At 65.0% G+C, this 19,563-nt stretch carries 17 protein-coding genes; all 17 read right to left on the bottom strand.

Features of this window, described 5'->3' with window-relative positions; all coding sequences use genetic code 11:
* Positions 1–35: 35 nt before the first annotated feature.
* The gene (locus U5S82_12740) at positions 36–1,316 is read right to left on the bottom strand and encodes a putative O-glycosylation ligase, exosortase A system-associated (protein MDZ7752508.1); all 1,281 of its coding nucleotides are present in this window, start codon (positions 1,314–1,316) and stop codon (positions 36–38) included.
* Between the two features lie 6 nt (positions 1,317–1,322).
* Positions 1,323–1,577, bottom strand: coding sequence for a hypothetical protein (locus tag U5S82_12735; protein MDZ7752507.1), 255 nt, complete (start codon positions 1,575–1,577; stop codon positions 1,323–1,325).
* Between the two features lie 59 nt (positions 1,578–1,636).
* Complete coding sequence (locus tag U5S82_12730) at positions 1,637–2,989, bottom strand: AMP-binding protein (protein MDZ7752506.1); 1,353 nt, start codon at positions 2,987–2,989, stop codon at positions 1,637–1,639.
* The gene (locus U5S82_12725; GenBank protein ID MDZ7752505.1) at positions 2,986–4,020 is read right to left on the bottom strand and encodes a glycosyltransferase family 4 protein; all 1,035 of its coding nucleotides are present in this window, start codon (positions 4,018–4,020) and stop codon (positions 2,986–2,988) included. Before U5S82_12725 ends, U5S82_12730 begins: the two co-directional genes overlap by 4 nt.
* A gap of 67 nt (positions 4,021–4,087) precedes the next feature.
* Positions 4,088–5,224 carry a glycosyltransferase gene (locus U5S82_12720; protein MDZ7752504.1) on the bottom strand — a complete coding sequence of 379 codons (1,137 nt, stop codon included), beginning with the start codon at positions 5,222–5,224 and terminating at the stop codon, positions 4,088–4,090.
* Complete coding sequence (locus U5S82_12715; GenBank protein ID MDZ7752503.1) at positions 5,221–6,498, bottom strand: TIGR04063 family PEP-CTERM/XrtA system glycosyltransferase; 1,278 nt, start codon at positions 6,496–6,498, stop codon at positions 5,221–5,223. The genes U5S82_12720 and U5S82_12715 overlap by 4 nt, the downstream gene beginning before the upstream one ends.
* Positions 6,462–7,283: a methyltransferase domain-containing protein gene (locus tag U5S82_12710; protein ID MDZ7752502.1), complete on the bottom strand. Its 822-nt coding sequence runs from the start codon at positions 7,281–7,283 to the stop codon at positions 6,462–6,464. The genes U5S82_12715 and U5S82_12710 overlap by 37 nt, the downstream gene beginning before the upstream one ends.
* Before the next feature lie 138 nt (positions 7,284–7,421).
* Positions 7,422–9,323 (bottom strand): XrtA/PEP-CTERM system amidotransferase, encoded by a 1,902-nt coding sequence (locus U5S82_12705; protein MDZ7752501.1) that lies wholly within the window; start codon positions 9,321–9,323, stop codon positions 7,422–7,424.
* Between the two features lie 637 nt (positions 9,324–9,960).
* Positions 9,961–11,274 carry a TIGR03088 family PEP-CTERM/XrtA system glycosyltransferase gene (locus tag U5S82_12700; GenBank protein ID MDZ7752500.1) on the bottom strand — a complete coding sequence of 438 codons (1,314 nt, stop codon included), beginning with the start codon at positions 11,272–11,274 and terminating at the stop codon, positions 9,961–9,963.
* A 21-nt stretch (positions 11,275–11,295) separates the two neighbouring features.
* On the bottom strand, positions 11,296–12,894 hold the full coding sequence (xrtA, locus tag U5S82_12695; protein MDZ7752499.1) for an exosortase A: 1,599 nt from the start codon (positions 12,892–12,894) through the stop codon (positions 11,296–11,298).
* Between the two features lie 58 nt (positions 12,895–12,952).
* Positions 12,953–14,149 carry a TIGR03087 family PEP-CTERM/XrtA system glycosyltransferase gene (locus U5S82_12690; GenBank protein ID MDZ7752498.1) on the bottom strand — a complete coding sequence of 399 codons (1,197 nt, stop codon included), beginning with the start codon at positions 14,147–14,149 and terminating at the stop codon, positions 12,953–12,955.
* Positions 14,150–14,187: 38 nt separating this feature from the next.
* Complete coding sequence (locus tag U5S82_12685) at positions 14,188–14,607, bottom strand: type II toxin-antitoxin system VapC family toxin (protein ID MDZ7752497.1); 420 nt, start codon at positions 14,605–14,607, stop codon at positions 14,188–14,190.
* Positions 14,604–14,840, bottom strand: a complete 237-nt coding sequence (locus U5S82_12680) for a type II toxin-antitoxin system Phd/YefM family antitoxin (protein ID MDZ7752496.1) — start codon at positions 14,838–14,840, stop codon at positions 14,604–14,606. Before U5S82_12680 ends, U5S82_12685 begins: the two co-directional genes overlap by 4 nt.
* A 145-nt stretch (positions 14,841–14,985) precedes the next feature.
* Positions 14,986–16,026, bottom strand: a complete 1,041-nt coding sequence (locus tag U5S82_12675; protein ID MDZ7752495.1) for a FemAB family XrtA/PEP-CTERM system-associated protein — start codon at positions 16,024–16,026, stop codon at positions 14,986–14,988.
* A 147-nt stretch (positions 16,027–16,173) separates the two neighbouring features.
* Positions 16,174–17,061, bottom strand: coding sequence for an XrtA system polysaccharide deacetylase (locus tag U5S82_12670; GenBank protein ID MDZ7752494.1), 888 nt, complete (start codon positions 17,059–17,061; stop codon positions 16,174–16,176).
* A 17-nt stretch (positions 17,062–17,078) separates the two neighbouring features.
* The gene (locus tag U5S82_12665; GenBank protein MDZ7752493.1) at positions 17,079–18,131 is read right to left on the bottom strand and encodes an XrtA/PEP-CTERM system-associated ATPase; all 1,053 of its coding nucleotides are present in this window, start codon (positions 18,129–18,131) and stop codon (positions 17,079–17,081) included.
* A 2-nt stretch (positions 18,132–18,133) separates the two neighbouring features.
* Positions 18,134–19,540, bottom strand: a complete 1,407-nt coding sequence (locus U5S82_12660; protein ID MDZ7752492.1) for a TIGR03016 family PEP-CTERM system-associated outer membrane protein — start codon at positions 19,538–19,540, stop codon at positions 18,134–18,136.
* Positions 19,541–19,563 lie beyond the last annotated feature (23 nt).

Here is a 19,563-nt window from a genome sequence, read left to right as displayed (position 1 = left end):
TACGCCCACCGGCCACGGTGGCAGGCCTGCGGCGTTCAATAGACCAATTCCTCACGTCGCGTCGGCTCGACATCGTGCTCTGCCAGGCAAGTATCCACGTGCAGGCGCAACAGCACCAGTATCGCCACAATATGGTAAAACAGATCGAAATAGGCCAGGCCCAGGAAAGCGCCGCCGGTGGCGTACGCGACCAGACTGACCTGAAGCATCCGCGCCAGGGTATTCACCCAGCTCAGTTCCTCGACCCCGCGGGTCACCCGGATCAGCCGCCCCGCCGTTCGGAAGGCGATGTATCCCAGGAGCAGGAACAGGGCCAGGCCAATCCAGCCGTGGTCCCCCAGCACTTCGAAGTAAATGGAATGAGCGTCCACATGGTAAGTGGGGTCGTTAGCGTAGCGGTAAAACATATCGCTACGTAAGAGGGCATCATAGCCGCCGCCGAACAAACGGTCATTGGCCAGGTTAACGGCCGCCTCCCAGTGGCTGATGCGGCCCATGGCCGACCGGTCCTCCTGGTAGGTCTGGATGGTGCCCATGCGGTCGTGCCAACTCTGGGGCATGAACAGAAACACCAGCACCGTCAGCGTTACGCCGGCGATGCCGGTGAGAAACTTGCTCTGGCTCTTCAGCCAGAAAAAGAACAACACCGAAAACCCTGCCAGGAGGGCACCCCGGGACTGGGAGCCGATGGCGGAGACCGCCATCAACAGCATGCACAGCAACAGACCCTGGCGCAGCCACTTGTTCTCCACCATGTCCCGCATGAAATAGAAAAGCGGGAGCACCATCAACAGGGCCAAGGCTATCTCGTTGTTGCCCCAGATGAACGACCCCTCCGGCCCCCATACCCGGTGAGCGCCGGCGGTGGCGATAGTGAAGACGCCGCCCTTGATGCCGTAGAAGCCGATGGAGAGTGCAATGGTCCACACCAGCATCTGTATGCGCTCGGGTTTGTACATGACCAGCACCGTGATCAACGTGATCAACTGAATCTTCGCCACCTTGATTAGCTGGTCGAAGGCCTGGTCGGGATACGCGGCCATCACCGTGGTGATACCCATCCACACCAGGAACAGCAGCCACACCACCGTGAGGCCGGTGATGGGAAACTTCTTCTCCTCCCGGTTTATCAGCAGGCTGACCAGGGTGGCCAACGCCACCACCTGGGCCCAGGGGAAGCTGTAGGCGAAGCCGTAGGCCAGGCGATGGGGGTTCATGTAGCCGATCCACGACCAAACCAGCACGCCGATGTAGGTACGTTTCAGGATGAAGGGCAAAGCGCCAAACACTACCGCGGCGATAAACAGGTCGCGCATGAGCGGCTACCGGCCCCAGCGGGGGGTCAAATGGTGGTCAACGGCCCGCCGGAGCACCCCTCCCAAGGACGCCGTCAGCAGGGTCGGCGCCGGACGTCGCGGGCGAGCCCAGGCGTCGGCCCGGCCACCGAAGGCGACCCTGCGGTACCCGTCCCGGGGATCGGACACCACCAAGCCCGGATGCTGGGCCAGCAACTCCGTAAAGGTGGTGGTGCCGCACTTTTCGGCGCCGATCAGGAAGGCATCCGGGGGAAAGGCCATGGCCTCAGCGCCCCCTGGTCCGAACCGGCTCCGGCCCGGCGGGCCGGCATTCGTGCAATTTACTGCGCATGACTCACCACGTAGCGGAACTTTCCGGATTTCTCCCGCGGGATGTCTTCGACCACCGTGACCTGGACTTCAACACCCTGCCCCAGGCGCGCCCGGAACCCCTCTTGTATCGGCCGGGCGGTGTCGTGACTGTAGCCCGGGCCCGGCACGATGAAGACCTCCACCCGCTCGCGGCTCTCCTGGACGATCTTGAAGGACTCGACGTGGGGCAGGTCGCGCACCACGTAGATGAGGGCGAGGCCGTGCATCGGGGTACCATCCTGGGCGACGATGAAGTCCGTGGTCCGCCCCTCGATGCGCTCCAGCAGGGGCAGGCCCCGCCCGCACGGGCAGGGGGCGGTGCCCAGGACCCCCACGTCCCCGGTACGGTAGCGGACGAAGGGGTAGTCGCCGGTAGCGAGGTGGGTGACCACCAGTTCTCCCGAGTGCCCCGGGGGTAGCGGCCGGCCGTCCGGGTCGATGACCTCCAGGACGATATCCTCGGCCATCACGTGCATGCCTCCCGCCGGGCACTGGTGGGCGATGAAACCGGCGTCCCGGCCGCCGTAGCCATTGGCCACGGGGCATCCGAAGACCCGCTCGATGACCTGGCGCTGGTCGTCATAGAGGCGCTCGGAGGTAACGAAGGCGACACGGATGCCGAGCCCGGACAGGTCGCGGCCGCTGGCCTCGGCCTGGCGGGCCATGAGGGCGAAGGCCGACGGGTAACCGAACAGCATGGGGGGGCGCACCGACGCGATGGTGTCCAGAAAGCCGTCGATGCTGTCCGGGGACAGGTCGAAAGCGGGCAGCAGGCGGGTGCGCAGGACGGCATCGCGCAGGGCGCGCACCCGGTCCTGGGCGTTGACCTCGATGGGGGAGCCCCAAAGCACGATTTCGGGGTCGCCGATGTCCACCCCCCACCAGCGGGTGGCACGCCACTTGGCTGCCACGTCGTGGCTGATCCGTTCCGGCCCCACGAAAAACACCAGAGGCTCGCCGCTGGACCCGCCGGTGTTGAGACGCCTGAGGGGGGCGGCACCGGCGGCGCGCAGGTCCTCGCCGTGGGCGCGGATGTCGGCCTTGGTCAGGAACGGCAGGCGGGCCAGGTCTGCCGGGGTCCGGATGGCGTCGGGCGCGAGGCCCGCGTCGCGGAATACTTTGGCGTAATAAGGCACGTCTCTGGCGATGCGCGCCATGAAGGCAGCGAGCTTTTGCTGCTGGGCCGCGAGGATCCGCTCCGTCGGCCACCACTGGCTTTGCTCCAGAGCACGCCGTTTGGCCACGCTGGTGTGGCCCTTGAGGCGCTCGTGCAGTGGGAACAGGGCGCCGGAGACCAGGTGGGTGTAGAGGCTGGCGGTCATGGGGCCACCTCGTCGTAGATGGCGGCAAGCTTCTCGGCGTTGCTGTCCAGTGAATAATCCGCGACCACGGTCGCGCGGGCAGCCTGGCCCATGGCCCGCAAGGCAGCGCCATCGGTGCAGAAGCGGCGCAACCGGGCGGCGAGCCGATCCTCCTGTCCTGGCGCGAAGAGCATACCGTTGACCCCGTCGTGAATGACCTCCGGTATCGACCCGACCTCGGTGACCAGCACCGGGAGGCCATAGGACATGGCCTCGAGCATGGCCATGGGCAGGCCCTCGTTGTAGGACGGGAGACAGAAACCGCTGGCGGCCGCGAACACCTGATCCTTTTCCTGCCCGGTGACCGGGCCGTTGACCTCCACCTTGCCCGCCAGACCCTGCTCCGCCACCAGGGCCTCCAGGCGCTCCCGCTCGCCGGGCTCGCCGTCCGCCCCGTACAGGCGCACCACCAGAGGACAGTCCTGGTCCAACCGGGCGCGGGCACGGATCAAGTCCGCCTGCCCTTTGCGGCGTTCGTAATTGGCCAGGGTGATCACCACGGGCGGGGCGTCCCCCTGCCCCGGCTCATGGCCCATGGGCCCCTCGGGCAACGGCACCGCGTTGGGCAGAACCACCAGCCTGGCGCCGGCCCAGGGCTCCAGGACGCGGCGCCAGTTCTCACCCAGGACGATGACCTTGTCGGCAAGGGCAAAGACCGTCCGGGCAAGGCGCTGGCGCCCGGGCGAGAGGGCCGCCAGGAATTCGTGGAACTGGGCCCCGTGGATGTGCAGGATGACCTTTCCGAACAAGGCCTTGACCACCAGCACATCGAGGCCGTTGCGCCAGAAGCTATTGAAGCTGCAGGTGTGGATATGCACGACCCGGGGGCGGCGGACCAGGACCAGCGCGCCCAGCCGCCACAGCAACGAAGCCTGGGCGCGGACCCCCTGCCACAGGCTGCGGTCGGGGGGCGTGGTCTTGACGGTGTTGAGGACGTCTACCTGCATGTGCCTGGCCAGGGCCCGCACCAGGTTGTCCGCGACCGTGGCCATGCCCCCAACCGGCGGCGGCAACGGCCCGACCATGAGGACCCCCCCGTGGCTGCCCCTGGCTTCCCGGTTACCCGCCATCGACCGCCATCTCTCCGGGGACTGCGGCGATCCGCCGATAATAGGCCTCATAACCCGCGGTCATCTGCGCGATGGAAAAGACCTTGGAGGCCCGTTCCCGGGCCTGGCTACCCAGGGCGGAACGCAACTCGGCCTGCTCCACCAGCTGGCTGATGGCCGCGGCCAGGGCCTGGTTATCACCGGGCTCGCACAGCAAGCCCGTATGCCCATGGTCTACCAGTTCCGGGTTTCCTCCGGTGCGGAAGGCCACCACCGGCAGCCCCGAGGCCATGGCTTCCAGAATGGCGTTGCTCATTCCCTCCAGGTGGCTCGGCAGCACGAATACGTCCGAGGCGGCGAGGACCTCCGGTATGCGATCGCTCGGTCCGTGCAGCAGCACCCGGTCGGATAGACCGAGAGCTTCGATCCGGGCACGCAGGGTCTCCCGCAGCGCCCCGTCACCGACGATCAGAAAGGTGGCCGTGACGCCGGACTGGGCGCAATGACGGGCGGCTGCCTCGATCAATCCGAGATGGTTTTTCACCGGAGTCAGGCTTCCCACGGTGGTCACCAACACGGTGTTTGCGGGCAGACCGAGTTCGCCGCGCAGTGCGCTGACAGCCTCGCGGGGGTGAAAGCGCGAGGTGTCAACGCCGTTGTAAACCACCTGGAAGCGGGCCGGATCGATACCCGTAAGGTGTGCGTAGCGTTCTGCGCTATCCCGGCATACCGCCAGCAAGTGGTCCGTTACGGCCGCCAGGGCCCGGGAGGCCAGACGCCGGCGCCGCGGGAAGTGATGGCCATCGGCAAAACCGTGAAAGCTCCACACCAGTTGGCCGTCGAAGCCGGCGATCCGACAGCCGAGCAGGGTATCGAGCCAGGCATTCCAGTTGCGGCAGTGGACGACGTCCGGCCTTACCTGCCGGATAAGACGCCCCAGCTTGAAGGGGACCCTCAGATCGTGGCGCCCCCGATGGAGCACGTGTACGGGGACATCCGGGCGCAGGCGCTCGGCCATCACCCCGCGCTGATCGAGGCAGCAGACCTCCTGGCGGAACCCCTCCCCGGGCAGCCCGTTGACCACATTGACCACGCCGGTCTCCAACCCGCCCCGGGGCAGGCCATGCACCACGTGCAACACCTTCATGGGTCCACCTCTTCCGCCGAGCCGAACCTGGCGGCCGCGTAGACCTGCGGGTAGCGGGCGACGCTGACGGGCCAGCTGCGCTCCGCCTCCACGAAGTGGCGGGCGCGGGCCGCCATCTCCGGCCACGTCTCCCGCCGGCCGGTCAGGTCCGCCACCGCGGCGGCCAGGGACTCCGGGTCCCCGGCCCGAAACAGGCCGCCATTGTCCCCGTCCCGGATCAGTTCCCGGTGCCCGCCCACGTCCGAGGCCACCACCAGGCGGCCCTGGGCCATGGCCTCCAGGGGCTTCAGGGGGGTGACCAGGTCGGTGAGGCGCATGGACAGGCGCGGGTAGACGAAGATGTCCACCAAATCGTAGTAGCGTCCCACCTGGTCGTGGGGCACCCGGCCGGTGAAGGTGACCTTGCCGGCGAGTTCGGGCGCCGCGGCCATGGCCCGCAGGGTCTCGTTCTGGGGGCCGCCCCCCACCAGCAAGACGTGCACGTCCGGGATGGCCCGGGTGATCCGCGGCAGGGCCTCCAGGAGCAGCGGCAGGCCCTCATAGGCGTAGAAGGAGCCAATGAAACCGATCACCGTGGCACCGTCGAGGCCGAGGCCGGCGGCCAGTTCCCCGTCCCGTTCCCGGTCCATGGAGAAGCGCTCGATGTCCACGGCGTTGGGGATGACGGTGACCTTGGCGTCGGGGAGGCCGCGGGCGACGATGTCCCCCTTGAGACCCTCGCAGATGGTAGTGACGGCGTCGGCCTGGCGGAACACCCGCGTCTCCAGGGCCCGGGTGAGGCGGTAGCGCAGCCCGTCCTCGCGGCTGGTGCCATGGTCCACCGCGGCGTCCTCCCAGAAGGCGCGGCACTCGTAGACCACCGGCAGGCCATGGCGCCGTCCGGCACGCAGGGCTGCGAGACCGTTCAAGGCCGGGGAGTGGGCATGGAGCAGGTCGGGCTTCTCCCGGGGGATCACCTGGTCCAGGCGCCGGGCCAATCGGTCCACCACCGCCCACTGGTTGGCCACCGGCAGGCGGGCCAGGGGGCCTTGGGCCGCCGGGGTGCGGTAGAAGTGCAGCCCCTCGGCCTCCTCCTCCAGCAGTTCCCCGGCATTCTGTTTGGGACTGGTGATGTGACAGGTCTCCCAGCCCAGCGCCCGCTGGCCCCGCAGGATGGCGAGGGTGCGGAAGGTGTACCCGCTGTGCAGGGGGACCGAGTGGTCAAGGACGTGGAGAACCTTGTAATGATGCGCCTGGTTCACCGGTGGCGACCCACGATCCAGAAACCGAGCCAACTCAGGTCCTCGTCGGAGACCCCCTTGAGGATATCCGCCAGATGCGGCCGGACCTCGGCCACGTCTTCCTGGCTGGCCAACTGGGTGGGGGAAAGGGTGGTCAGGGCCAGGCCGGCCGCTTCCGCAGCGTTACGGTAGGCATCGACGCGCCATCGGTTGGGCGCCCCCTTGTGGCTGTACATGGCATTCCAGAGAAAGGGGGGCCAGGTAAGGAAGTCCAGCGGGTTGCGGCGATGGAGCCCGTGACTCTTCAGATCCACCTGATGGATCATAACACCGCCGGGGCGCAGCGCCCGCGCCATGTCGAGAAAGGTAGCCTCCAGATCATTGACGTGCTCCAACACCGCCCGGGAATAGATCAGATCCACGGCATCCTGTTGTTGGAGCAGGCCGCTGGCCTGCAACACGTAGGTCACCCGCTCGGGGGCAAAACCCGAGGCGGGATTGCCCGGCGCCACGAATACGGCTTCGGCCCGCTGTCTGGCCTGCCCTTCGAGTCCGTCCAGCAGGGATTGCAATACCGCCACGTTCTTCTCGTGCAGGGCGACCATGGGGAAACGATCGACACAGTAGACCCGGGATGCGCCGTGGGCGAGCATCAGCAGGGCAACCCCCTGGACATCTCCCGGGCCATACTCCAAGAGGGTCTTACCAGACAGGTAATCGGGCACGGCGTCCGCTTTGACGCCGAGCACCTCGAAGTACTCAACGAAACAGCGCCGGAAATAGTCCGCGATTTCTTCCGGCGTCTCTTCTGCGGCACCCCGCCCCGTTTGGCCAGTCATCCTGACATAAAGCCCGGGCGCCAGACGCGCAAGCTGGTTGGTCAGGGTAGCCCGGGCCACTCGAAACATGCTGCTCAAAGGTTGTTCGTCGTACAAGGGGACTCCACACAGAAACCCAAGGTTAGCTTGGAATAACGGTCAGATTGCATTCGCGCCGTGACGACGCAGGAAGGCCTCGAACATGAGCAGCGACCAGATGGCGGCACTGAAGTCCCGCAGGCCGCGCTGATGCCGGTCCATCATCCAGTGAATGAACTCCATGTTGAAATAGCCGGACTCCTGCAGCGCCGGGCCCAGCAGGGCCTCCTGCACCCGTTGGCGCAGGGGCCCGCGGAACCACTCGGCCAGGGGCACGGCGAAGCCCATCTTGGGGCGGTACAGCACGTCCCGGGGCAGATGGGGTTCGAGGGCCTTCTTGAAGATGTATTTGCCCTCGTTGCCCCGCAGCTTGATGCCCGACGGCAGGCCCGCCAGCCATTCCACGAACAGGTGGTCGAGGATGGGGACGCGCACCTCGAGGGCGTGGGCCATGCTGGCGCGGTCCACCTTGGTCAGGATATCCCCCGGCAGATAGGTCTTGAGATCCAGGTACTGCACCATGGAGAGGGTATCATCGGGCGCCGTGCGGGCGTGGCGGCGAAACACTTCGATGGCCCCGTAGCCGCCCAGTTCCCGCCGCAACGCCGGGCTGAACATCTGCGCCCGCAAGGCGTCCGGCAGCAGGGTGAAATTGTGGTAGTAGCCCTCCAGTGCGTCCCGGGCCAGGGCCTGGAAGGTGGACTTGCCCCGCAGCACGCGGGGCGCCCAGTCCAGCTTGGGGTAGGCCGCCCCGAGCAGGCCGAACACGGGTCGCCTGACGGCAGCGGGGAACAGGTTCCGCAGGCGCTCCTCGTGCATGTGCCAGCGATAGCGCCGGTAACCCGCCAGGTTCTCGTCGCCGCCATCGCCGGACAGGGCCACCGTGACCTTGCGCCTGGCCAGTTCGCAAACCCGGTAGGTGGGAATGGCGGAGCTGTCGGCGAAGGGCTCGTCGTAGAGCTCGGCGAGGCGGTCGATGAGGTCGTAGTCGTCCGTACCCACCTGCTCCACGTAGTGGTCGGTGTGATAGCGCGCGGCCACCTGGGCGGCGAATTCGGTCTCGTTGAAGGCGGCGGTGTCGAAGCCGATGGAGCAGGTCTTGACGGGCTCACCCGTGGATACCTGGGCCATCAGGGCCACCACGGCGCTGGAATCCACCCCGCCGGAGAGGAAAGCACCCAGGGGCACCTCGGAGACGAGGCGGATGCGCACGGCCTCCCGCAGCCGCTCCACCAGTTCCTCGCCCACCTCCTGTTCGCCGCCCACCGCGCCCTCGTTGAAGGCGACGTCCCAGTATTCCCGCGGCTCCCCCACGGGCCCGCCGCGGGCGACGGCCAGGGTGTGGCCCGGCGGCAGCTTCAGGGCCTGGCGGAATATGGTGAGGGGCTCGGGGATGTAGCCCAGGGCGAAATAGTCCTCCACCGCCCGGGGCTCCATATCGCGGGGCAACCCGGGATGGCACGTCAGGGCCTTGAGCTCGGAGCCGAATATCAACTGGCCGTCGGGCAGCAGGGCGTAATACAACGGTTTGATGCCCAGCCGGTCCCGGGCGAGGAAGAGCCGTTCGCGGTTACGGTCCCACAGGGCGAAGGCGAACATGCCTCGGAAGCGCTTGACGCAATCCTCGCCCCATTCCTCCCAGGCATGGACGATGACCTCGGTGTCGCAGTGGGTGCGGAAGGTATGGCCGGCGGCGAGGAGTTCTGCGGTGAGGTCGGGGAAGTTGTAGATCTCGCCGTTGTAGACCACCACGACGGTCTCGTCCTCGTTGTACAGGGGCTGCTGGCCGCTGGACAGATCGATGATGGACAGGCGCCGGTGGCCGAGGCCCACCCCGGGCTCCGTATGCAGGCCACCCTCGTCGGGCCCCCGGTGGTGCTGGCTCTCGTTCATACGGTGCAGCAGCTCGCGATCGATATCGCGCCTGCCCCGAGTGTCGAAGATGCCGACGATGCCACACATGGATGGATTGACCTTTTTCTGTTAGGGGGAGGCGGTTGCTCCCCTCTAGCCCCGTCGAGGGCCCTATTGGTTACTCTCTCCCCCCGGGAGAAGGCCTTCCGTCTACTCTCCCTCTCCCTCCGGGAGAGGACCTTCCGTCTACTCTCCCTCTCCCCCCGGGAGAGGGCCGGGGTGAGGGGATGGGGAGCCGGGCCGGTAGCTCTACCCCTGGGCCGTATCCCCTCATCCTGTCCTTCTCCCCGGGGGAGAAGGGACCTTATCTGCTTGGCATCCGGGTGACTGCCGCGCCATGTCGTGCTTTTCCCTCTTCCGGGAGAGGACCTTCAGTCTGCTCCCGCCCCTCCCCGGAGTGAGGGCCTTCCGTCTGCTCTCCCTCTCCCCCCGGGAGAGGGCCGGGGTGAGGGGATGGGGAGCCGGGCCGGTAGCTCTGCCCCTGGGCCGTATCCCCTCATCCTGTCCTTCTCCCCGGGGGAGAAGGGACCTTATCTGCTTGGCATCCGGGTGACTGCCGCGCTATGTCGCCTTTACTCTCTCGCCGGGAGAAGACCTTCAATCTGCGCTCCCTCTCCCTGTCCCTCCCCCCGGGGGAGGGGACCTTATCTGCCTGGCACTTGGGCAAGCTCAAATTTCCAGGTGCCTATTGCGCGCCTCGGCCCGCGAGGAGGCGGCTATATACCTCCCCGTACCGTGACACCATGCCATCGAGGCTGAAGAGGTGCTCCGCGCGCTCGCGGCTGGCGTGGCCGTGGGCCTTCCTCATGTCTTCATTTGCGGCGTAGCGGGCGATTGCTTGAGCCAGGGCATCCGGGTTGCCTCGCTCCACCAGCAACGCGTTGCCCTCCTCCTCCACCAGCTCCGGGTTGCCGCCCACGCGGGTGGCGACGATGGGGAGCCCTGTGGCCATGGCCTCCAGCAGGGTGTTGGAGATGCCCTCGGCGAGTGACGGTAACACGAAGATGTCGAAGGCCCGCATCAGCTCGGAAACATCGTCACGAGGGCCCGGCAGCCAGGCCGCATCCAGGTGGCCCGCCGCGGCCAGCTTGTCCCGGAGCTTATCCAGCATGGGCCCGCCGCCCAGCCACACCAAGCGCAGCGCCTCGCTCCAGGGCTTACCCCGCTCGCGCAGGCGGATGAAGGCATCGGCGAAGCCGAGGGGGTCCTTGACCGCGTCCACTCGGGCCACGGTGCCGACGACGATTGTACCGGGTTTGTGGAAAGGGGAAGGCAGTTCTCCCGTTGCCATGGCGTCCGGTGCGAAGCGTGTCACATCCACGCCGTTGCAGATGCGGGTCATGCGCTCCGCGGGCACCCCTACGGGCCCCCGCAGATAGTGTTCCAGTTCTTCGGAGAGGGGGATGAAATGGTGGATGAACGGTTTGAGCCCACGTCTCAGGAGTTGATACTTGCGCACCGCGCCGTCGGGATCCGAGGCGTCCCGGCCGTGCTCACCGTGGATGCGCACGGGCACGCCGGCGAGCCAGGCCGGTAACTGCATCTCGATGGTAGCGAGGTTGCGGGTGTGGACGATGGCGGGCTTGAGGCGGCGGAACAGGCGCCAGGCCCGCTGGTAGAGGCCCGGGTCCTGGCCCGCCTTCTTGTGGAGGTCGAAGATCTGGACGTCGGGCGCCTGGATGCGCTGGAAGAAGTCGTCATGGTCGGTGAGACAAATGATGGCGTGGCGATAGTTTGTCCTCACCCTGTCCCTCTCCCGGGGGGAGAGGGGACTCTGCTGGCTGGCGTGGGTGGGTAAGGGCTGTCCTGCCCTCACCCTGTCGCTCTCCCGGGGGGAGAGGGGACGTTCTAGCGAGGCGGTGGGGAGAGGATCGGGGTTAGGGGATTGTGAAGGAGGCAGATCCGACAACCCGTTGATGAGGTTGACGATACCGTTCTCCAGGCCGCCGATGCGGAACGAGTGGACCACATGGGCGATGAGGGGCCGCTGATCATTCACCCCTTGCTTCCTGTGCTCCAATCACTTCGCCGAGCCTGCGCCAGACACGAAGTCTTCCGTGATCAGGGCCGTGTTGGCAGCAAGGAAGGCCTGTAAGGTCTCCCTGGCCGGCGCGGCCCCCTCTTCGCCGTCCGCGGCCACGGCGATGAAGGTCCCACCCGGATGCCCCACGGTCACCTTGGCCAGCAGGCCGTAGAGCTTGGCCACCATCGGATTGGCGGTATCCCTGCCGGAGATGTCGTACCAGTACCAGATGACGCGCTGGGTACCGCCCCGGCCAATCACCGCTTCGAGCACGGCAAAGTCCCCCACGCCGTCGATGGAGACGGTATGGCGGGACTCGCCGAGCCGGCGCCAGCTCTCCCGATCCCATACCTGGTTCAGGGCGTTGATGAGCTCTGCCCCCTGTCCCTCTTGCCGGTAATGGGCAAGCCGCACCTCCACCTGCCCCGGGGGCCCGGCATACTGGGCCCGGCGCCCATCCGTCGCCCCGACGAAATCGGGTTGCCAGGGGTCGTCGCTATCCAGAGGGCCTTGCCAGCCCGCCTGCGCCTGAGGGAGAGTCAAGGCGTAGTCGCCGTGGCCGCTGTCCATCGCCGCGAAGGCGTTCACCAGGCCCTGACCCGCGCCCGCGGCGATGACGGTGGCAAGGCCGATGCCCAGCAACAGGCCGGGTTTCGTGGCATGCGTCGACACGCGCTGGTGCTCGATACGGTCCCGCTCGGCCGCCCGGGCCTCTTCCTCCGCGGGCTCGCGCCACAGGGAGCCCAACATGAACAGCAGGAGCATGACCACGCCGAAGAACACCCAGCCATAAACGATGTGGTCGACACCCGTGGCCAGCTTCATGTCGCTCAGGTGGCCGATCATCACGATGCCGTATGCCCGCATACCGTTTGCCAGCACTGGCACCACCAGGGCCAGGGCGATAAAGAGCAGGCGCCGCCACAGCGCACGATAGGTCAGATAGGCATAGAGGCAGCCCAACGCCAGGGAGGCAATCAGGTAACGGATGCCGCTGCAGGCCTCGGCCACCTCCCAGTTGCCCGTCGGCAACGTCAGGTAGCGGGCCTCCCGGAAAACGGGGACGCCCGTCAGGTTCAACGCCGCGACCGTGAAGTCGGCGGTGAAATCGATCATAGGCTCCTGTAGTTCTTCCCCCACGGGCACCGCGAACCAGAGATAGGCCAGCGGGAAGGCCATGGCCCAGGCGGTGCGCCAGCCGAGGATGGAAACGACCGCCAGCTGCAGTAGGACGATCAGACCCAGCTGGGTCAGTACCACGACATCCGCGGTAAACGCCAGGAACCAGCCGGCCGAAGCGGCCAGGAGGATGGGAACGACCCAGTAGTTGGGTGCCGGAGGAACATGGCGGATGGTGTCCCAACGCGTCCAGATCATATAGAGGCTGATGGGGATGATAAGGAAGCCATGGGCGAAGGTATCCGAGCGCCACCATATCTCCACCATGGAGAGGAAGGTCGGCCAATAAATGGCAACGATTGCCGCGACGGCGACGACCGTGACGGCGCCCGCGACCCGCCACCCATTGTTCGCCGCGGGGACGGCCGCTGGTGGCGCCGTCATCGCCTCGCCGGTACTGTCTGAATCGGCCGTCACTTGGGCATGCCTGTGGTTGAGGATATTGCGTTTGGTGTGGTCGTTCCGGCCGTTGGTGTCATCCGGCCTCCAGCAGTTCGGAGAACCTGCTGAGGTTGGTTTGCCAGTCGAAGTGCTCGCATACGAAGTTACGTCCGCTCTTTCCCGTGGTCACGCCGTCACCGGCCTCGAGTTGATTGATCACCTCTTCCGCGAAGGAGTCGGCCGAATTGTCGACGACCACCCTGAGGGCCGGACAGCGGCCGATGCCCTCCGCCGCCTCGCCCGTGGCCACCACCATCTTCTCCATGGCCAGCGCCTCCAGGACCTTGTTCTGGATGCCCCTGGCGATCCGTAACGGCGCCACGGCCAGGGCGGCCCGGGCCAGGTAGGGTCGCATGTCGTCGACGGTACCGGTGACGGTCACCCCGGGGATCTGAATCAGGGCCATAACCTCGTCCGTCGGCCGCGCGCCTACGATGTAGAATTCCGCGGTCCCCCGTGACGCCCTCACCCGGGGCAGGATCTCCGTGGCGAACCACTTGGCGGCATCCACATTCGGCCAGTAATCCATGGCGCCGGTGAACACCATCACCGGCCCGTCCCCTGAATAGGGGTTGGGGTAATCGAGCCCCGGGTCGAAGAACTCGAAATCCACGCCATTGTGTACGGCATGGATCCTGGATGCTGTGAGCCCGGTCAGGTTCCTGAAAAGTGCAGCCTCTTCCTCCGATACGAAGGCGCTGGCATCCACCGTTTCGGCAGTACGGCGCTCGAACTTGAGCAGTTCCCGGGACTCCCGGCGGTAGACCCAGTTCATGGGCCAGCGCTTCTTGTCGGCATACTGGCGCCATTTGTCGGAGTCCACGTCGACGAAGTCCACCACCCGGCGCAGGTCCGGCTTGTCGGGAAGGTACTGGGCCATGGCCGATGAGAACACCACTGCGCGCCGGATGCCGGCGTTGTCAATGGCCCGCTGCACCCAGGACGACATGCCCCGGTTCCAGTAATAAGGCAGAGTCAGGGCCTGCCCCGTGACCAGGCCCGCGAGGCTTCGCACCCGCGCCCGGGCGGGGTGCAGGGGCTCGGCATGGACATCGGCACAGAGCCCTTCGAGGATGGGGATGTGCGTCCAGTCCCGGGGCTCGTCGACGAAGGTGCCCAGGTGGACCTCGTAGTGCGCCGCCAGATGTTTGAGCAGGTGGTAGGAGCGCACCTTGTCGCCCTTGTTGGGGGGATAGGGGATGCGATGCACGAGGTAGAGAAGGGGTTCCATGGGTTAGGCCGTGCGGCGGCGCGACTTGGAGCCAGCTTTCACGAACCCTCTCCAAGAACGGGCACACCCACGTTGGCTGCCGCAGCTTTGAGGCCCTTGTCCCGCGTCGCCAAGGGTAACGCTTCACTCATGGCCAGCTCGAGATAGGCGGCATCGTAAACACTGAGCGCCTGCTCCCGTGCCAATGGCAGCGCTGCCGACCAGACAGAGTTTCGGTTCGCCTCCGCAACCCGTATGGGGAGATCTGCCAGGAGAGCCATGAAGCGGTGGGACTGGGCTTCCATGATTCGCTTACGGCGTTCCCCCACCACTAACACGTTGGCCACTTCGTAGAGCCAGAGTTTGGGGACCAAGGCTTCCTCCAGCTCAAACCTCTCCAATACCGAGTCGGTTTCAGGAGTGACTTCGTCCTCGAACAACCACGCCAGTGTTACCGAAGCATCGAGTACGAAGGTCACCTGCGCCCCTCATCGATGAGATCCTTCAGGCTTGCATCACCTAGCGTGATTCCGTGGCGTAATGCCTTGATATCAGCAATGACCTTGACAGGCGACACATCTGTGCTCTCGGCCGGAATCAGCATTGCAACAGGGTGGCCGTTTCGAGTAATGGAGAAGCGCTGACCGCCAGCCACCTCTCTCAGCAAGGCCGGCAGATGCGTCTTGGCTTCATAGGAACCAATCTTTTTCATCGTTTTTAATTTAGACCAGTCTAAAGACTAGACCAGTATCACCAGAGGCGCCGCTTTAGTCAACGGGTCTTCATCAAGCATCCCAATAGAGCCACTGGTACTCGTTGTTCGAAGGGATGAGACGAGATCAATAGTAGCTTCCTGCTCAGCCCAGGCTTCTCGCCAGAAGCGGCCCCAGCTGCTGGGACACGGGCAGGGGCAGGCGCTTCCAGGCCTGGATGAACAGGCGGTACTTGGGGTTCAGCGGGTTGACGTCCGGGATGTCCTTGGCCTTGACCAGGTAATACTCATAAGAGAGGGGCTCGGGCTCGAAGCCCCAGTTCTTCTTGAAGCTGTAGGCACCCGTCCCCTCCTTGCTGCGGCCGTAGTCGAAGACCCTTATGCCGCGCTCGGCGGCGCGGCGCATGAGTTCCCAGTACATGAAATCATTGCCGGCGACGGCGCGTGCCTCATTCGTCCCCCCGCCGTAATAGGGCAACACCTGGTCGCGAAAATAGAAGCTCAGGACGCTCGCTATCAGTTGCCCGTCCTTGATGATGGTCAGGACCTCGCAATCCTCCCCGAACACCTCATTCAGGATCCGGAAATATTTCTTCGGGAACACCGGGGTGCCGAGGTTGCGCACGCTCTCGGAATAAGCCCGATAGAGGCGCTCGATATCATCGTCGATGGTCGATTCGAGACCCGCCTTGATGCCCTTCCGGACCATGGCCCGCTGCTTGCGGGGGATGGCCTTCATGTTCGCTTCCGGATCGGCGTCTATCTCCTTGCGAAAGGTAAAGTAGAGGCTCTTGTGCTTCCATTCCGGGTTCACGGGCGCGGTATTGCGCATCTCCAGGTGGTCCACTCCCGACTCTTCGGCCAGACGGCAGGCCGTGGCCTCGAGCGCTTGATGCACGGCTTCCGAGTCGGCGACCACACCGCCGTAGACGCAGAAGGGAGTGGACACCAGGGCGTTGCCGAACAACAGGCTCTTGACGTGGACCAGGGGCAGTACGCCCACCATCTTTCCCCCTTGCTGGGCGTAGAGATAGTGGGTGCGGTGGCCGAAGGCACGGCGGATCACCTCCTCCCAGCCGGCGCGGTGGAAGAAGGTGGCATCGGGCCTGGCCAGGACGTAGTCGTCCCAGGGGCTGCGATCGCCGGGCTCGAGGCGTTTGATCGCGATGGTGCTGGTATCGGTCATTTCAAGATCGGTGGCCGGTGGCCGGTGACCGACCGTTCGCGCGCAAGCACGCTCCTACCGGTGGACTATCGTAGCGCGCCCGAGAACCTGCGCCCCTAGGAGCCCGCTTGCGGGCGAATCCCCGCGTCGAGGCATAAAGCGTGAATGTCATGCGGCCCTCTTGGCAAGGTCGACGACCGACGCGGACTCGATGTCCTGCTCGAAGACCCTGTCCATGCGCCCCCACGAGAAGTCCGTCAACAATCTTTCCAGGCGGCTCTCCATGACATCCAGGTTGAGGTAGTGCCGAAAACGGGTCTTGGCCGTGGCACCCTGCGGGCGCGGCTGGTGCGGATCGATCTCCCAGGGGTGGAAGTAGAAGATCACGGGCCGGCCGTCATGGCGGTTGATATGACGTATGGTGTTGCGCGAAAAGGCATAGGGGAAGAGGCGGAAAAATCCGCCCCCGCTCGCGGGCAGGTTGCGTCCGAGCAGTTGGCGGGTCGACAGGGGTATCTCCACCACGGCCTCTGCGCTATATCTGAAGGGCGACAGGGGCGCCTCCGGCATGCCGTACAGATCATGGCGTACCGGATAGATGCTGGAACTGTAGTGGTATCCACACTCCTTCAAGGCCTCCAGTGCCCACAGGTTATCCCGCCCGATGGAGAAGCTCGCGGCCCTGAATCCCGCCACCGTCCCGCCCGTGATGTCCTCCAGCAGGCGACGGGTACGATCCACGTCCTCTTTGAAGGCCGTCCGGGTTTGTGTGGTGGCGCGAGTATGGTCGTAACCATGACTCGCCACCTCATGACCCTGCTCCAGGATGCGCCTGACCATGGCGGGGTAACGCTCGGCGATCCAACCGAGAACGAAGAAGGTGGCGGCGACCCTGTGGCGCCCGAACAGCGCCAGCAACCGATCGGTATTCTGCTCCACCCGGCACGCGTGGGCGTCCCAATCCGATCGGGAAATGACCCGCTCGAATGCCGAGACCTGGAAATAGTCCTCCACGTCCACGGTGAGGGCGTTGGTGATGTCATTGGCTCGATTCACGGCGGCAGACTACAGAGTTATGGTTTCCGTTTGGTTGAATCGTGCCGCTCGAGTAGCGCGCGCCGGAGCATGGACATTTCCTCACGCAGGCTGTTCGCCAGACCGGATACGGAATCCTCGACCGCCGTCAGCCGTTCGTCGCTTTGCCCCTGGTCCCGCGAGGATGATTCCCTCGACGATGAGCCGGGCCGCAGATTCGCGGCCGGATTCAATCTCACTACCCCAGGGTCGTCCAGACCCAGGGCCTCATCCAGATCCCCTTCCTCTTCGGCGAGATCGCTCTCCACACCTTCGGCCGTGGCCACGTCGATATGATGCCTGTCCTCCAGATGGGCCAGCAGAAGAAGTCGATCGCAGAACGAATTGATGATGCGGGGAATGCCCCGGCTGTTGCGGTAGATCACCGTAAAGGCGTCCGCATCGAAACTGGGGTCGTTCTTCCAACCAACGGTGTGCAGGCGATGCTCGATATAGTGGCGGGTCTCTATCTCATCGAGAGGTTTCAGATGGTAAGCGGCGATGACGCGCTGGCGGAGTTGCTCGAAGCCTCGCGAACGCATGGTCACCCTGAATTCCTTCTGGCCCAGCAGGAAGCTCTGCAGCAGCATGTGGCCGTCGATCTGGAAATTCGACAGCATGCGCAGCTCTTCCACCGAACGGCCGGGCAGGTTCTGGGCCTCGTCCACCACCAGCAGGGCCCGGCGCCCTTCCTGATAGCAGGCGCGGAGATACTCCTCCAGGTTACGGAGCATGACGCCCTTGCTGACGTTCTCAAAGGGCAAGCCGTAGGCCGCCGCCACTACCTGCAGCAGATCCTCCGCTTCCAGTTGTGAGGTGACCACCTGGGCGATGGTCACGTCTTCCTTGACGAGTACCCGCAGGAGGTTGTTCAGGAGTGTTGTCTTGCCGGTGCCCACGTCGCCGGTAATGACGATGAACCCCTCGCCCTGCTTGACGCCGTAGAGCAGGTAGGCCATGGCCCGTTTGTGACTGCGGCTGGCATAGAAGAACCGGGGATCGGGGGCCAACCGGAAGGGCTTACCGCTCAGACCGAAGTATTTTTCATACATAATTAAAAGTTAAAATTGAGACCTGCGGTTAGACGGTTCTCTTTATAGTCGTTCGTCCCCCCGTCCGAAGCGCTCTCGATGTGGCGCAGGTTCACCTGCCCGGTGGCATTCCGGGCCAGTGAGTAGCTGAGGCCGAGTCCCAGGCTCCAGATCTCGCTGGTCCGATCCGAGAGATCAAACTCCGTTTCCTGCCATCGACCATCGAGGTTGGCGCTCATGGCTCGGGACAGGGTGTGGTTCAACCCGAATGACAAGCCTTGGACTGTCTCATCATCGTCCCCTTGATTGTCACGCTCACTCCAGTTGATCCCCAACCTAACGGTACTGCGCCGCCCCTGCATGGCCATGGAGGCGTTGAAGGTTTGATCGACGAAGACCTCGTCGGTCTGCCGTACGGTATCGATGGGGATGAGTATTATATCGCCGTCCGGAGTCTCGATGGGTTCGCCGAAGGGGTCCTCCAGCGGGATGAGTATGCGCTCCAGCTGCAGGTCCCGGGCGGTGGTCGCCGACTGGGACAGGCTCGCGCTCCATACCGAGCGTCGCCGGCGGTGCTGGAAATCGAAGAATACGTTATCGCCCACGGGGTTCTTTTCGAGACCTCCCGAGAAGGAGGTGCGCGGACTGGGCGTCCAGTTGAGCCCTGCACTCCACACTATGCCGGAACTTTCGATGTCCTGATTGTTGGTATCGTTCCTGGAATGGCCCACGCTCGTAAAGACACTGTAGCGGCGGCTGAAGACATAGGTCAGCGTCCCGGACAGGCTTTCGAACTCGTTGTCCTCCCCACCATCGGCGCCGTCGAGGGTACGGGTGGAGTAACTGATGCTCCACGGCACCCTGGCGAAATAGCGGCCGCTGTTCATGCGGGCCTGAAAACCGCCCGAGGTGCTGGCGTCGCCATCACCACCATTCTCCACCCAATCATAGGTGGTGCTGGCCTCGGTATCGGCATACTTGCCGAAGTGATGTCTGAAGACGGGAGTTATGGCGAATGTGTAGACATCCTCGCGATTGCCCGTGTTGGAGATGTTGCTGGTGGCGATACGGCCCCGGTTATCGCGATTCTGCTGGCTGGCGGTGGCCCGGGCGTTGACGGACAGCATCTGCTCGATGAGCTCCACATCACCACCGGCCTGCAACTGATGGTTGGTGCTGTCTCCGATATCGTCGCGCTTATGCCTGAGATTCTGCATGGTGTACTGGAGATTGACATTCACCCGGCCCCCGCGGCCGCTCAGACCGAGGCCGGGATTGATGGAGGTCACGAAATCACTGCGCTCCTCACCTTGCGGCGCCAGGTCGATATTGTCCGTATAGGTCTCCTGAATCGACAGGCGGGGCGTCAGCCTCCACTCGCCGGCTTGGACAGGAGACATGTTCACCGCCACCACCAGCGCCATGGGCATAACGAAGTAATGCGGGCGAAGGC

Source organism: Gammaproteobacteria bacterium, assembly GCA_034522055.1.
GTDB lineage: Bacteria > Pseudomonadota > Gammaproteobacteria > JAABTG01 > JAABTG01 > JAABTG01.
The sequence above is the reverse complement of the archived record's forward strand: the minus strand, read 5'-3'. Positions and strand labels throughout refer to the sequence as shown.

What these genes read in the sequence shown, in the direction of transcription:
- U5S82_12735 (MDZ7752507.1), bottom strand. Translation starts at nt 1,577, where the DNA reads ATGGCCTTTCCCCCGGATGCCTTCCTGATCGGCGCCGAAAAGTGCGGC.
- U5S82_12730 (MDZ7752506.1), bottom strand. Translation starts at nt 2,989, where the DNA reads ATGACCGCCAGCCTCTACACCCACCTGGTCTCCGGCGCCCTGTTCCCA.
- U5S82_12740 (MDZ7752508.1), bottom strand. Translation starts at nt 1,316, where the DNA reads ATGCGCGACCTGTTTATCGCCGCGGTAGTGTTTGGCGCTTTGCCCTTC.
- U5S82_12710 (MDZ7752502.1), bottom strand. Translation starts at nt 7,283, where the DNA reads ATGACTGGCCAAACGGGGCGGGGTGCCGCAGAAGAGACGCCGGAAGAA.
- U5S82_12720 (MDZ7752504.1), bottom strand. Translation starts at nt 5,224, where the DNA reads ATGAAGGTGTTGCACGTGGTGCATGGCCTGCCCCGGGGCGGGTTGGAG.
- U5S82_12705 (MDZ7752501.1), bottom strand. Translation starts at nt 9,323, where the DNA reads ATGTGTGGCATCGTCGGCATCTTCGACACTCGGGGCAGGCGCGATATC.
- U5S82_12660 (MDZ7752492.1), bottom strand. Translation starts at nt 19,540, where the DNA reads ATGCCCATGGCGCTGGTGGTGGCGGTGAACATGTCTCCTGTCCAAGCC.
- U5S82_12675 (MDZ7752495.1), bottom strand. Translation starts at nt 16,026, where the DNA reads ATGACCGATACCAGCACCATCGCGATCAAACGCCTCGAGCCCGGCGAT.
- U5S82_12665 (MDZ7752493.1), bottom strand. Translation starts at nt 18,131, where the DNA reads ATGTATGAAAAATACTTCGGTCTGAGCGGTAAGCCCTTCCGGTTGGCC.
- U5S82_12680 (MDZ7752496.1), bottom strand. Translation starts at nt 14,840, where the DNA reads ATGAAAAAGATTGGTTCCTATGAAGCCAAGACGCATCTGCCGGCCTTG.
- U5S82_12690 (MDZ7752498.1), bottom strand. Translation starts at nt 14,149, where the DNA reads ATGGAACCCCTTCTCTACCTCGTGCATCGCATCCCCTATCCCCCCAAC.
- U5S82_12725 (MDZ7752505.1), bottom strand. Translation starts at nt 4,020, where the DNA reads ATGGCCACGGTCGCGGACAACCTGGTGCGGGCCCTGGCCAGGCACATG.